The organism is Clostridium sp. (assembly GCF_016650035.1).
Lineage (GTDB): Bacteria > Bacillota > Clostridia > Clostridiales > Clostridiaceae > Clostridium_AD.
On record NZ_JAENWM010000008.1, the window covers coordinates 1 to 13,449 of the forward strand.

A 13,449-nucleotide genomic window follows, 5' to 3' on the forward strand; every position below is an offset into this window, starting at 1 on the left:
ATGTTTCTTTCAAAAAAAGTATAGCATACACTAGGTCTATTAAATTTACCCAAAATCATGATATAAAAAAAGTAAAGCACCAACAATTTGTTGGTGCTAATGTTTCACTTATTTAGGGACATTTTCAAAAATGCTTGACAGTGTTTTTTTTATATGATTAATATAACCTCTCCGCTGCCTCCATGTCTATAAACCTCCCAGCTATGATTCGCACTTTTTTATATTCCTTTTCCGATAAATTTTCTTTTAATAATTTTAATGCTTTGAGAACTCCATCCTCAGCATCTCGCGAATATAAATAATTTTTGACCTTTTTATAATCCTCTTTACCTAACTTAATACTTACATATAGCAACTTTATCTTATCAGAGGAAGTTAAGTTTTCTATTATTTTCCCTGTTGATACTTTAAACACTGATAGTTCATTATTTTTATTATCATAATTGTTATTTTCTAGACTGTACCACTCTTCAGATAAATATTTGCCATTGTATATATATTGGTCCATCTCATTTCCCTCTATATCTACATTAGATGAACTTGTATCTAAAATAGCTGTGCTATTTTCACCTTCACTATTAACTTTTTTCTGTGGCAAATCATCTTCCTTTAAATTATCTTTTACATAAGAAGTTTCTATATCATCATTTTTCACTACATTGCCTTCAATATACTTATGGTTATTTTTGCTTGGAATTAGATTATTGTTACTATCTGCTACTGTTTGTTTAAATATTTCATTTTTCTCATATTGATTTCTGTTACTTATATAGTCACTATACGAATTCATAGTAGTAATACTTATAACTGTCGAAAATATAATAATCCATTTTAAATAGTTTTTTTTCATAAGTACATCACCCCAAATAATTAATATACATAAATTATTTGCCAAATAATCACTTTTTTATTCCTTTATCATAATAATAATTGAAATTTATTCATATAAATTATTGATAGGAACATAAGGAGGTATATTTCTTGAGTAAAGCTAAAACCCATTATAAAGATCCTTTAGCCTACTATACAATTTCCGACTTTTTAAAAGACTATATCGACGACAATACTTTAATTGTTTGCATAGGCACCGATAGGTGTATAGGTGATTGTCTAGGTCCTCTAGTAGGTACATTTTTAAAAGACAGTTCCTTTCCCTTACCTGTATATGGCACAATTGATAACCCAATTCATGCATTAAACATAGATAGTAAACTAGCTAAAATAAACGCTTTACATCCCAATTGTACTATAATAGGTGTAGATGCATGTTTAGGAGATGTCTTAAATATAGGTGAAATCCAAGCTAGAAATTATCCGATTCATCCTGGTAAAGGCGTTGGAAAAACACTTCCCAAGGTAGGTAACGTATCTTTAATAGGCATAGTAGATTCAAGTGATGATAGTGAACTCTTCACTAATAGAAACATAAGGCTTAGTTTAGTAATGGAAATGGCTAGTGTTTTGAGTAGATCCCTCTTGCATTCATATTATTTATATTCCCTTACCAACGAAAAAAAAAGTTTAAGTCCTGTTTAAAAATAATATACACCGTATAAACATAAACAAGCAATACAATTAAACTAATAATTGTATTGCTTGTTTATGTAGCTTGTTTACACTTTTTAATCCCTTGTGTAAATTTCTCCTCCATTAAATGAATTGTCTAACTTATCCATATAATCTAGCACTTTTCCCGTTCCCATAGCTACACACGAAATAGGATCCTCTGCAAGATACACTGGGACTCTAGTAAATTCTTGTATAAGTTTATCTAATCCCTTTAATAATGAACCTCCACCTGTCATAACTATACCTTTATCAGCTATATCTGCTGCAAGCTCTGGTGGTGTTTTTTCTAATACGGAATGTGTACATTCTGCTATTAAATTGACTGTTTCTTTTAAAGCTTCTCTAATTTCTTCCGAAGATACTGTTAAATTTTTAGGAAGACCCGTGATTAAATCTCTTCCTCTTATATCCATAGTAGCTACTTCATCTTGTTTGCACGCACAACCTATGTTTATTTTTAAATTTTCCGCGGTTCTCTCACCAATCATTAATTTGTGTCTTTTTCTGATATACTTTATAATAGCTTCATCAAATTTATCCCCAGCTACTTTAATTGATTGGTGTACAACCATACCTCCTAAAGAAATAACTGCAACATCAGTAGTTCCACCACCGATATCAATAACCATGTTTCCACTTGCTTTAGTAATATCTAATCCTGCTCCAATTGCTGCTGCTAGTGGTTCTTCGATAAGATAAACTTTCTTAGCTCCAGCATTTCTACCTGCATGTTCTACCGCTCTTCTCTCTACTTCCGTTGCTTCACAAGGGACGCATATTACTACTCTTGGAGCCGACAGCCTTCTTTTACCACAAGCCTTCTTTATAAAATGCTTTAACATCTTCTCAGTTATATCATAATCTGAAATAACCCCGTCCCTCATAGGACGTATGGCCACAATATTGCCTGGTGTTCTCCCTATCATTTGTCTAGCCTCTTCTCCAACTGCCAATACCTTATCTAGATTTCTATCTATGGCAACAACAGATGGCTCTTTTAAGATAACACCCTTACCTTTAATATATACAAGTACTGTGGCTGTTCCTAAATCTATTCCCATGTCTGTACCTAATCGAAAAAAAAACATCTCAAAACTCACTCCTGCTCTTTAGTATATTCGTTATTTAAATTATACTAAGCTTTATTCTATAAAGCCACAAAAAAACCCTTTTTTTTGACTTTAATTTTTTTTAGTTTTTAGTTTCAAATGTTTTTATCCCTCTATCGCCTTATATTTCAATTTAGTTGCCCTTCCTCCCCTAATATGCCGCTCTGCTTTATTTATATCCAATATTATTTTTGCTTCGCTTGCAATCAGCGGATTTATTGTTGGTAGTCTTTCCGTCATATCCTTGTGTATAGTACTTTTACTAACTCCAAACACTTTGGCAGTTCTCCTTATTGTAGCTTTTGATTCAATAATATACTTAGCAACTTCTAGTACTCGGTCTTCTATATAGTCTTTCAAAGTGTTACCTCCTAAACCCTTGTATATTTATAAATATGCATTACCTTGCTTTTAAATTCCATTCCAATCAGTCATTTATCGATAATTTCGTAAAAATGGCTGATTGGTATGATTTTTGATTATTCTTTATTTTCTACAGCTTGGTATTTTTCATATGTTACATAAATAGCAGGGTCTACATTCTTACTATTTTTCAATACTTCAAAATGTAAATGAGGGCCATATTCTTCACTAAATGAGTTTAAAGTAGTGTCGCCCACTATACCAATCTTCTGATTTTTAGTTACTGTGTCATTTTCCTTTACTAATATCTTTGCATCCAAATTAGAATATCTAGTAACAAAGCCATTACCATGATCTATTTCAACCATTTGACCCTTTTGATTAGTAAGATCAGTACCAACTTTCTTTACTTTTCCAGCCATAACGGCTAAAACTGGTTCACCTATCTTTACACTAATATCAATTCCCAAATTATTACTATAACTCCCAGTAGTCGTCCACAAAGCCGCATCAACATCTACTGAATATGCCCTTGCAAGAAGTCCCTTTGCTACAGGTTTTTCAAATTCAACACTAATTGTTTTAGACACTGGCGCAGTTGAATTTGTAGTTGTAACCTTTTGAATATTAGGCACTGACTTAAGTACCTGAGTCTTAGCTTCATTTTCTTTTTTTACTTGAAGCGCATCCTGATATTTTTTTTCTTCCTCTTTTAAAACCTTTGTTTCATTCTCTTGTTGTTTTTGTGTTTCTAGTTGATTGCTTGCTACTTCTTTTTTATTGTTACTTGCTGATATAGATGCCACAGTAGCTACTATACATAAGCAAACAAATAAAATAACGTAGAAGCCCTCCTTCTTAAAAAAATTTAATGTTTTGTTGTTTGATTTCTTATCCATACAAACACCTCCAATTGTATTTTTGTCCATAATGTATTAAAACATACATATTTTATAAACTTTTTTCTATTTCTTTCATATTTTTGTAATATCTTTAGCTTTAATCCAATATTTATATGAGTCTTCTTTTATTCACCTTCACTTTTGATGTAATAACTAAAATCCCCAAATAAAAAACCGGTTATCCTTTTTAGAGAATAACCAGCTTAACTATATGATTTTTTATTTTGTTATAACAGTACCGCTATAATAATGATTTAATATTTCATTATAATTTTTTCCAGACTTAGCCATGGCATCAGCACCCCATTGACTCATTCCTACTCCATGACCATATCCGCTGCAATTTATTTCTACATCATTTAAGTTAAACACTATTTCAAAATTTGATGACTTTAAACCCAGCATAGTCCTAAATTTACTGCCAGTCATGGTTATACTTCCCACCTTTATAAGCTTGACACTTCCTGCCTCACTCCGCTCAATTACTTTTATTCCCTCCTTAATATTAGCTAGTGATACATTAGCATTATTATAATTGTTATTTATAATTCTGTTAAGCTCACTATACTTAAAAATGTTGCTACTTTTAAAACTTCCTGCTCTTTCTTCTCCTGGGCTTTCTACACTCTTTAAATAAGGTACACTGCTACTAAATACATCTTCAGAATTTTCGGTTTTACCACTACTGGTTGCAAAATAATAAGGCTCCATTACTAATTTACTATTATAGGTTAAGACTTGCCCTGACGTGCTTTCAACCGCCATTTTAATTTTTTGAAAGTATTTTTCTCCTGAATTTTTGCTTGCCTTTTCCCATACTTTTATTAATTCGTCCTTAGTCTTATAGACTTGACAATGGACTGTATCACATAAATCAGCCCCTTTACCATTTTTGCAAGGCGCTCCACCTAATTCAGATATATGAGCTAAAGCATAGGTCCTAGAAGCCACTGCTTGAGCTTTTAAAGCTTCTATATCAAAAGCCGCCGGCATTTCCGAAGCAACAACTCCAGTAACATATTCTTCTAAATTAATTTCCCTTACGATATTTTCTTTTGTGATAAGCACTTTAATACTAGAAATTTTGGGAAGCGAAACATATTTAGTAGCGCTTTCATTAATTTCAAATTCATTTACAAAATCTTTTTTAGTCGTGCTTTTATTATCTCCCACTATTAAAAGAGAAGTTATAACTATAAATGCAGTAAATACAACTATTAACAAAAGAAAGTTTTTCAAATGTTTTGTAATAAAAGCTCTTCTCATTTTTTTCTCCTCTCGTTAAATAAAAGAAATATTTCTTTATACATATTAAATAATTAAAAATAATATTACTTTTCTAAGAAATTTAATTTCTTAGAAAATAGAAAATTATATAAATACCAAAATTTATATAAAAAAAATTGGAATATATACTAACTTATATATTCCAATTTGTTATATTTTATATTAAAAATAAATAATTATATCATTTTATTTTAGTAATAAATAAATTATATTATTGATTAGAACTTACTCTTTTTATATCTGCTCCTAGACCCCTTAATTTTTCTTCAATACAAACATATCCTCTATCAATATGATATATGTCACTTATTGTAGTTGTCCCCTCCGCTGTAAGCCCTGCCAGTATTAATGCAGCTCCTGCTCTTAAATCAGTAGCTTTAACTTCTGAACCTGTGAACTTGTCTATACCTTCGATTACTGCACTTCTACCTTCTATTTTTATATTTGCTCCCATTCTCTTGAGTTCTACAGCATGCATAAACCTATTTTCAAAAATAGTTTCTGTAATTATGCTCGTACCTTTTACTGTACATAATAAACTCATCATTTGAGCTTGCATATCCGTTGGAAATCCTGGATATGGCATGGTTTTTATATCTACTGGATTTAACTTATTCCTACCATCAACTATTATACTATTTCTATTAACCTCAATAGCTACTCCCATTTCCGTAAGTTTTGCTATTATTGGTTTTAAATGAATTTGATCAGTACCATTGATTTTAAACAAGCTTTTTGTTATTGCAGCAGTTATCATAAATGTTCCTGCCTCTATCCTGTCATATATGGGTTTATAAACGACTTCTTTAAATTTAAAATCTTTAACCCCTAAAATTCTAATAGTGTCTGTGCCTTCTCCACTTATTTCTGCTCCCATAGCCCTTAAAAACCTTGCTAAATCTACAATTTCTGGTTCTTCAGCTGCATTTCCAATCACTGTTTCTCCCTCAGCTAGTGTGGCCGCCATCATTATATTTTCTGTAGCACCTACTGAAGGGTAATCTAAATATATGTTATTACCCCTTAATTTTTTTGCTTTTGCCTCCACATATCCATGCCCTACAAATACTTCTGCACCTAGTGCAGATAATCCTTTTAAATGTAGATCAATGGGTCTGGTTCCAATATTGCATCCACCAGGCAAAGAAATTTTAAAGTTCCCAAACCTTCCAATCATCGGACCCATTATTAAAAAAGAAGCCCTCATTTTTCTAACTAATTCATCATTAGCATCATTATCAAATAGATTTGCAGTATTAATTTTCACCCTTTTGTTTATTTTATCTATACTAACATCTGCTTTAAGAGACTTTAATACCTCACATATTACAAATACATCTTCAAGCATAGGTGCGTTTTCAATGATACAACTATTGCCATTTAATATTGTTGCTGCAAGTATAGGAAGCACTGCATTTTTAGATGCACTTATATTCACTTCTCCCTGTAATTTTTTCCCGCCACTTATTATTAATTCATCCATTTTTTTCCTCCACGATATTATTAATTTTCAATAAGTTGTAATTATTTCGGGTGTACCTATGATAATGTACCTTCCAGATGAATAATTACATACAGCATAATTAAAATCAATTAGCTTGTTATTATTTACTACGACATCATAATTTTTCGTATATGCCACAGTACTTAATCCACTATTAATACTAACCGTCTCAATGTTTTTACTTCCATGAGATTCTAAAATCTTTATTATACTTTCATTAACGCTATAAATTTCTTCTATATTTTCACTATCTTCTCCGATTTTCGCCTTTAAATATTGATAATATTTGATATTCTCTCCTCTATATCCAATGCTAACGCTAACTTTATTTTTAAGAGATACCAGTCCATTTTTATTACCTACCTTGCTTATGTTTACCGTTATAACGTCCTTGTTATTATTTTTTAAAGATTGTATATTCCCCTTAATATTTCTACCTGAAAACTCAACAGAGTAGAAATTTTCATTTTCAAAAATTCTTGATTTTATTTCTTTATTATCAAAATCTAATGTCTGAAATAAATAGTTACATACTTCCTTTGGTAGTTCTCTCGTTTCAAATTTTACCTTGAGTCCATATTCTGAGATCTCACCTTTAGTTTCAAGTAGTATTTCATCAAATAAATTAATTTTCTCCTGTGCATCTGAGAAGCTAACATTAATTCCAAAAATAATTAAACACAATACTATACACAAAAGTACAATACTTTTTCTTTTCATTTTAATCCCCCTATCCTTTAATTAAATTGTTGACAATAATTTACTTTTATATACTTTAAAAAGACTATTATATTGTTACCATTAATAAAATCATCCCCCAGCACAAATGTGAAGAGGGCTATTCCATTAAATTGTATAGATAGGGGGGCTTATAAGAGTTAAACCTAGGAATTGATTGTTATATATATCTATTCACTATATTATTAATATATAAAACTTAGACGAAAATGTGCTTAAAAGAATTTAACCTCATTTTTGGATATAAAAAAATGGAGACAAATTAATTTATCTCCACTTTATAATCTCTATTCTTTTGTTTTTATTCTCATAAGTGCCCTTAAAACACTACTTTCTGCTCGCTTAACGTCAATATCATCCTTATGATTTAACCTTTCTTCTGCTCTTTCTTTAGCTCTACTTGCTCTTGCTAAATCTATATCTTCTGGCCATTCACAGGCACTACATAACAGTTCTATACCCTCATTATGCACTCTTAAAATCCCTGCTCCCGTAAAAGCTTTTAAGGCTTTACCATTTAACTCTATAAACTTTGTTACCGTAGGCTTTAATGGCGCTATCATAGCAACATGACTAGCAAGAATTCCAAATCTACCATCATCATTCTCCGTATTCAAACTTAAGATTTCACCACTATAAAACTCTTTTTCAGGAGTAAGTATAGTAAGCTTCATATGATTTTCCATGTAAAAACACTTCCATTTCATTGTTCATATTCTTATTAATGCCTTATTCACTAGCTAGCGTTTTTGCTTTTTCTACTGCTTCTTCTATAGAACCAACAAACATAAATGCCGCTTCCGGTAATTTGTCATGCTTGCCTTCAAGTATTTCTTTAAATCCTCTTACTGTTTCTTTTACCTTAACAAATTTACCCTTCATTCCAGTAAATTGTTCTGCTACAGTAAATGGTTGCGAGAAAAATCTTTGAACCTTTCTTGCCCTTAGTACTGCCATTTTATCCTCTTCAGATAATTCATCTATACCGAGTATTGCAATAATATCTTGAAGTTCTTTATATCTTTCTAATATATGTCTAACCTTTATTGTAACATCATAATGCTCCCTTCCAACTATCCTAGGATCAAGCATTGTTGAAGTAGATTCTAGCGGGTCTACTGCAGGATAAATGCCAAGCTCAACTATTCCTCTAGAAAGTACAGTAGTGGCATCGAGATGAGTAAATGTAGCAGCCGGTGCAGGGTCTGTTAAGTCATCTGCTGGTACATATACGGCCTGCACCGATGTTATAGATCCTTGTTTTGTAGATGTAATTCTCTCTTGAAGTGATCCCATCTCCGTAGCCAGTGTTGGTTGATACCCAACAGCACTTGGTATTCTTCCAAGGAGTGCTGACACTTCTGAACCAGCCTGCGTAAATCTAAATATATTATCTATAAATAACAGTACATCTTGACCCTGATCTCTAAAATGCTCACACATAGTAAGACCAGTTAAAGCAACTCTCATTCTAGCTCCGGGTGGTTCATTCATCTGACCAAAAACTAATGCCGTTTTAGCTATAACTCCCGATTCTTTCATTTCATTATAAAGATCATTGCCCTCTCTTGTTCTCTCCCCAACTCCTGTAAATACTGAGAGTCCATTATTTTCTTTTGCAATATTGTTCATAAGTTCTTGAATAAGGACCGTTTTACCAACCCCTGCACCACCAAAAAGGCCAATTTTACCACCCTTTTGATAAGGTGCTATTAAGTCTATCACCTTAATACCAGTTTCAAACATTTCCGGATCAACAGACTGCTCTTCAAAGGTTGGGGCTAATCTGTGAATTGGCATATATTTATCTGCCACAACTTCTCCCATTTCATCAATAGGTTTTCCAAGAACATTAAATACTCTTCCCAGTACTACATTTCCAACTGGGACTGATATTGGATTTCCAGTATCAACAGCTTCTAGTCCTCGCCTTAACCCTTCTGTGCTTTCCATAGCTATTGATCTTATAATATCATCACCGATATGTTGCTCAACCTCAGCTACAATAACCCTATCTTCCATCTGAATTTCAATGCTATTGTGAATATTAGGAAGACCCTCTGCTTCAAACTTTATGTCTATAACAGGCCCTATTATTTGTACTACTTTTCCTATATGTCCTGACACTTCTCTCACTCCTTTTTACCTTTGAGCTTCCGCCCCTCCAACTATTTCGGAAATTGCTTGTGTAATTTCGCTTTGTCTAATTCTATTATAACTCAATTTAAGTTTATCAAGTATTTCGTTAGCGTTGTCAGTAGCTGACCCCATTGACTGCATTCTAGATCTGTGTTCACTAGCTTTTGAATGTAGCATAGAGTTCAACATTTTACCGCTTAAATATAATGAAGTAATCTCATACAATAATTTTTCATCTATTGCTTCAATTTCTACATATTCTTTACTGCGTTTTTCTTCAATATCAACATTTAGAGGGAGTAACTGCTCTATTTTAACTTCACTTTTTAATGATGAGATAAGTTTTTTATAAACAATATGAACTTCTCCTATATCTCCGCTACTATACATACTAAGCGAATTATTAATAATCGTTTTAGCTTCCTTTTGAGAAGGCGTATCTGATATTTCAATGTATTCAGCCACAGTTTCAATATTAAGCTTTTTAAGTATGGTTTTTCCCTTTTTGCCTACAATAATAACTTTGTAATCTCCTTGATTACTTTTAAGTTTAATCATCATTTCATTTATTATCGACCAATTGAATCCGCCGCAGAGTCCTGTATCTGAAGTAAGTACAACATACAATTTCTTGTTACTATTGTTTCCTCTAACAAAGATACTATCACCTTCATAATTGTCTGTTAGCTTTTTTATAGTGTCCTTTAGGGCATCCATATAATTATTGTTAATATCTACCTTTTCTCTTATCTTCTTATATTTAGCTGTAGCAACTAGTCCCATGGCTCTGGTGATTTTTGTAGTATTCGTTATGGATTTTATTCTTCTCTTAATTGCAACAAGCCCCATACCTGCCATGTTTCACCTCTCTTTAGCCTCCATAAATATATTATGGAGGCAAATTGATATTTTCCTACTTATCGTGCATTAACGAATTCTTTTAAAGTGACTCTAAAATTCCTTAATTGAGAATACTTTTTTAAACTCCTCTATAGCTTCAATAAGCTGCTGTTTTAGTTTATCATCTAACATCTTATTATCCACTATTGCTTTGCCTATTTCTCTATGATGTGTATCCATGTATTCTAAAAATTCACTCTCAAATCTTATTACTTGGTGTACTGGAATATCCGTAAGATAGTTATTGGTTCCAGCAAAGAAAATCATAACTTGCTTTTCTACTGGCATAGGCATATATTGATCCTGCTTTAGTAATTCAATTAATCTTTTCCCTTTTTCCAGTCTCCTCTTCGCATCTTTATCAAGATCTGTACCAAATTGGGCAAAAGCTGCAAGCTCCCTATATTGAGCGAGCTCTAGTCTTAAAGTCCCGGTAACTTGTTTCATAGCTTTTATTTGAGCATTTCCCCCAACTCTTGATACAGATATTCCAGCGTTAACAGCAGGTCTTTGCCCCGAATGGAAAAGTTCAGCCTCAAGAAATATTTGCCCATCTGTTATAGAAATAACGTTAGTTGGTATAAACGCCGTAACATCCCCTGCGAGAGTTTCTATTATAGGAAGAGCAGTTAATGATCCACCACCTAATTTATCTGAAAGTTTTGCCGCTCTTTCAAGTAACCTTGAATGAATATAAAATATATCTCCTGGATAAGCCTCTCTACCTGGTGGTCTACGAAGTAATAGCGACATGGCCCTATAAGCAACTGCATGTTTAGATAAGTCATCATATACTATTAATACATTCTTACCCTTATGCATAAAGTATTCTCCCATACTACATCCAGCATATGGAGCTACATACTGTAATGGGGCTGAATGAGACGCTGTGGATGCTACCACTATTGTATAATCTAAAGCTCCCATTTCTGATAATGTGTTAACAATATGTGCAACAGTTGATTGCTTTTGACCAATGGCTACATATACACATATGACATCTTTACCCTTTTGATTCAAAATAGTATCTATAGTTAATGCTGTTTTACCTGTTTGCCTATCTCCAATTATAAGTTCTCTTTGCCCTCGACCAATTGGTACCATAGAGTCTATTGATTTTATTCCTGTTTGAAGCGGTACGTTAACTGATTGTCTTTCAATAACTCCAGGCGCTTCAACTTCTACTTCCCTCGTCTCCGTAGTCATTACTGGACCTTTGCCATCTATAGGTACACCTAATGCATTTACAACCCTCCCGAGTAATGCCTCTCCCACAGGAACCTCTACCACTTTACCAGTCCTTTTTACAATGTCGCCTTCTTTGATTCCCTTTTCCGGCCCCAAAAGCACACATCCTACATTGTCCTGTTCTAAATTTAGTGCCATCCCAAAAACTCCATTGGGGAACTCTAACATTTCATTTTCCATACATTCATCTAATCCATACACTCTGGCAATTCCATCACCTATTTGAATTATAGTACCTGAGTCAACAGTATCGATTTTCTTGTCATATCTTTCTATTTCCTTTTTTATTATAGATGTTATTTCTTCTGGTTTTATGTTCATAAACTCACCTCTATCCTATTTAGACATTAATTTTTTCATTTCCTCTAATTTGATTTTTAGTGTACCATCAATAACGTCGTCACCGACCCTAATATACACTCCACCTATGATTCTTTTGTCTATTTTTTCAACAAATATAATGTTCTTATCATAAATATCTATTAATTTTCTTCTGAGGTTTTCTCTTTCAGAATCATTAAGAGGTATTACTGTTTTAACTTCTACTAGCAATGTATTATTTCGCTCTAAGTGGATCTTTTCCATTTCTTTAAGTTTTTCTTCAGTAAAAAGTATCCTATCTTTTTCTATAAGAATAAGCAGAAAGGACAAAAGATCTTCGTCAATTTTCCCCTTGAAAATGTTAATAAATATCTTCTTCTTTACAGAAGTACTTACGAATGGCTGTTCGATTAATTTCATGAAATTAGCATCATTGTTCATAAGCGAAACAATTTCTCGTAGATCATTTAAATATTCTTCTACTTTCCCTTTTTCCTCAGCCACTGTATATAGTGCTAGTGCATATCTTTTATCTAAGTATTCATACATTTTAGCTACCTACCTTAAAAATAAAATCCTCAATTAATTTTCTGTGTTCACTTTCACCGATATGCCTGCCAAGAGCTTTTTCAGACAATACTAAAGATAAATCTATAACTTGCGTTTTGATTTCACTTTTTGCTTTTTCTTGTTCTCTTTCAACTTCAACCCTTGCTCTTTGAATAATAAGTTCGGCTTCTTGTTTTGCATTTTGAATTAATTCTGCAGATATCTTCTCTGCCTTTTGCTTATATTTTTCAACTATTCCCTTACCTGCTTGTTTTGCTAACTTTAATTTCTCTTCATTCTCTATTTTTAATCTATTAGCCTCTTCTTTATCACTATTTGCTTTTTCAAAAGAAGAATCTAATTCTTGTTTTCTTGTTTGTAAAATCTTACCTACTGGTATAAATAGAAAATGTTTAGCAATGAAAAGTAGTAAAATGAAATTTATCATTGCAGCTATAACTTTATCTAATACTATCGAAATATCCATCTATTAAAATCTCGGTTTATAAAGTTTTTTGCTCTTACTAACCGAGACTTTCACCTACCTTCCTTTTACTATTTCTTTTTATCCTTTTACACCAAATAAAATTAATAATAACGCTATTAAGAAACCATAGATAGCTGTTGCTTCTGATAGTGCACCACCTATAACTAATGCTCTTGTTATTTTATCACTTGCTTCTGGTTGTTTTGCAATACTCTCTACAGCCTTTGCTGTGGCATTCCCTGTTCCTATTCCACCACCTATAACCCCTAAAGCTGCTATTCCTGCTCCTATCGCACACATTCCTGCTACAAATCCTGCTGAATCCATAATATA

Annotated in this window: 15 protein-coding genes; 1 reads left to right on the top strand and 14 read right to left on the bottom strand. The window is 32.4% G+C overall.

What is annotated here, in order from left to right; genetic code table 11:
- Positions 1-157: 157 nt before the first annotated feature.
- Entirely contained in the window at positions 158-850 is a 693-nt protein-coding gene (locus JJD95_RS03130; protein WP_291640261.1) for a hypothetical protein, read from the bottom strand.
- Positions 851-981: 131 nt separating this feature from the next.
- Between JJD95_RS03130 and yyaC the strand changes: the two genes are divergently transcribed.
- Positions 982-1,536 carry a spore protease YyaC gene (yyaC, locus tag JJD95_RS03135; protein WP_291640263.1) on the top strand — a complete coding sequence of 185 codons (555 nt, stop codon included), beginning with the start codon at positions 982-984 and terminating at the stop codon, positions 1,534-1,536.
- Positions 1,537-1,622: 86 nt separating this feature from the next.
- Here yyaC and JJD95_RS03140 read toward each other — a convergent pair whose 3' ends face one another.
- The 13 genes from JJD95_RS03140 to atpE all read right to left on the bottom strand — a co-directional run bounded on the left by JJD95_RS03140 (position 1,623) and on the right by atpE (position 13,443).
- The gene (locus JJD95_RS03140; RefSeq protein ID WP_291640265.1) at positions 1,623-2,657 is read right to left on the bottom strand and encodes a rod shape-determining protein; all 1,035 of its coding nucleotides are present in this window, start codon (positions 2,655-2,657) and stop codon (positions 1,623-1,625) included.
- 126 nt (positions 2,658-2,783) lie between these two features.
- A complete protein-coding gene (gene spoIIID, locus JJD95_RS03145) occupies positions 2,784-3,038 on the bottom strand; it encodes a sporulation transcriptional regulator SpoIIID (RefSeq protein WP_291640267.1) in 255 nt (84 codons plus the stop codon).
- Between the two features lie 119 nt (positions 3,039-3,157).
- Positions 3,158-3,940 carry a M23 family metallopeptidase gene (locus tag JJD95_RS03150; protein WP_291640269.1) on the bottom strand — a complete coding sequence of 261 codons (783 nt, stop codon included), beginning with the start codon at positions 3,938-3,940 and terminating at the stop codon, positions 3,158-3,160.
- A 222-nt stretch (positions 3,941-4,162) separates the two neighbouring features.
- A complete protein-coding gene (spoIID, locus tag JJD95_RS03155; RefSeq protein ID WP_291640270.1) occupies positions 4,163-5,209 on the bottom strand; it encodes a stage II sporulation protein D in 1,047 nt (348 codons plus the stop codon).
- Between the two features lie 232 nt (positions 5,210-5,441).
- Entirely contained in the window at positions 5,442-6,713 is a 1,272-nt protein-coding gene (gene murA / locus JJD95_RS03160; RefSeq protein ID WP_291640272.1) for a UDP-N-acetylglucosamine 1-carboxyvinyltransferase, read from the bottom strand.
- Between the two features lie 27 nt (positions 6,714-6,740).
- On the bottom strand, positions 6,741-7,454 hold the full coding sequence (locus JJD95_RS03165) for a YwmB family TATA-box binding protein (protein ID WP_291640274.1): 714 nt from the start codon (positions 7,452-7,454) through the stop codon (positions 6,741-6,743).
- A 305-nt stretch (positions 7,455-7,759) separates the two neighbouring features.
- Complete coding sequence (locus JJD95_RS03170) at positions 7,760-8,158, bottom strand: F0F1 ATP synthase subunit epsilon (RefSeq protein ID WP_291640276.1); 399 nt, start codon at positions 8,156-8,158, stop codon at positions 7,760-7,762.
- A 43-nt stretch (positions 8,159-8,201) separates the two neighbouring features.
- On the bottom strand, positions 8,202-9,599 hold the full coding sequence (gene atpD / locus JJD95_RS03175; protein ID WP_291640278.1) for a F0F1 ATP synthase subunit beta: 1,398 nt from the start codon (positions 9,597-9,599) through the stop codon (positions 8,202-8,204).
- A gap of 15 nt (positions 9,600-9,614) precedes the next feature.
- Positions 9,615-10,469, bottom strand: coding sequence for an ATP synthase F1 subunit gamma (gene atpG / locus JJD95_RS03180; RefSeq protein WP_291640280.1), 855 nt, complete (start codon positions 10,467-10,469; stop codon positions 9,615-9,617).
- Between the two features lie 93 nt (positions 10,470-10,562).
- Entirely contained in the window at positions 10,563-12,080 is a 1,518-nt protein-coding gene (gene atpA, locus JJD95_RS03185) for a F0F1 ATP synthase subunit alpha (RefSeq protein ID WP_291640282.1), read from the bottom strand.
- Positions 12,081-12,095: 15 nt separating this feature from the next.
- Positions 12,096-12,629, bottom strand: a complete 534-nt coding sequence (locus tag JJD95_RS03190; protein WP_291640284.1) for a F0F1 ATP synthase subunit delta — start codon at positions 12,627-12,629, stop codon at positions 12,096-12,098.
- 1 nt (position 12,630) lies between these two features.
- Complete coding sequence (locus JJD95_RS03195) at positions 12,631-13,116, bottom strand: F0F1 ATP synthase subunit B (protein WP_291640286.1); 486 nt, start codon at positions 13,114-13,116, stop codon at positions 12,631-12,633.
- Between the two features lie 78 nt (positions 13,117-13,194).
- Positions 13,195-13,443, bottom strand: coding sequence for an ATP synthase F0 subunit C (gene atpE / locus JJD95_RS03200; RefSeq protein WP_291640288.1), 249 nt, complete (start codon positions 13,441-13,443; stop codon positions 13,195-13,197).
- Between the last annotated feature and the right edge of the window lie 6 nt (positions 13,444-13,449).

Coding starts and splice junctions, on each gene's coding strand:
- JJD95_RS03130 (WP_291640261.1), bottom strand. CDS start 850: ATGAAAAAAAACTATTTAAAATGGATTATTATATTTTCGACAGTTATA.
- JJD95_RS03140 (WP_291640265.1), bottom strand. CDS start 2,657: ATGTTTTTTTTTCGATTAGGTACAGACATGGGAATAGATTTAGGAACA.
- JJD95_RS03150 (WP_291640269.1), bottom strand. CDS start 3,940: ATGGATAAGAAATCAAACAACAAAACATTAAATTTTTTTAAGAAGGAG.
- spoIID (WP_291640270.1), bottom strand. CDS start 5,209: ATGAGAAGAGCTTTTATTACAAAACATTTGAAAAACTTTCTTTTGTTA.
- murA (WP_291640272.1), bottom strand. CDS start 6,713: ATGGATGAATTAATAATAAGTGGCGGGAAAAAATTACAGGGAGAAGTG.
- JJD95_RS03165 (WP_291640274.1), bottom strand. CDS start 7,454: ATGAAAAGAAAAAGTATTGTACTTTTGTGTATAGTATTGTGTTTAATT.
- JJD95_RS03170 (WP_291640276.1), bottom strand. CDS start 8,158: ATGGAAAATCATATGAAGCTTACTATACTTACTCCTGAAAAAGAGTTT.
- atpG (WP_291640280.1), bottom strand. CDS start 10,469: ATGGCAGGTATGGGGCTTGTTGCAATTAAGAGAAGAATAAAATCCATA.
- atpA (WP_291640282.1), bottom strand. CDS start 12,080: ATGAACATAAAACCAGAAGAAATAACATCTATAATAAAAAAGGAAATA.
- JJD95_RS03190 (WP_291640284.1), bottom strand. CDS start 12,629: ATGTATGAATACTTAGATAAAAGATATGCACTAGCACTATATACAGTG.
- JJD95_RS03195 (WP_291640286.1), bottom strand. CDS start 13,116: ATGGATATTTCGATAGTATTAGATAAAGTTATAGCTGCAATGATAAAT.
- atpE (WP_291640288.1), bottom strand. CDS start 13,443: ATGGATTCAGCAGGATTTGTAGCAGGAATGTGTGCGATAGGAGCAGGA.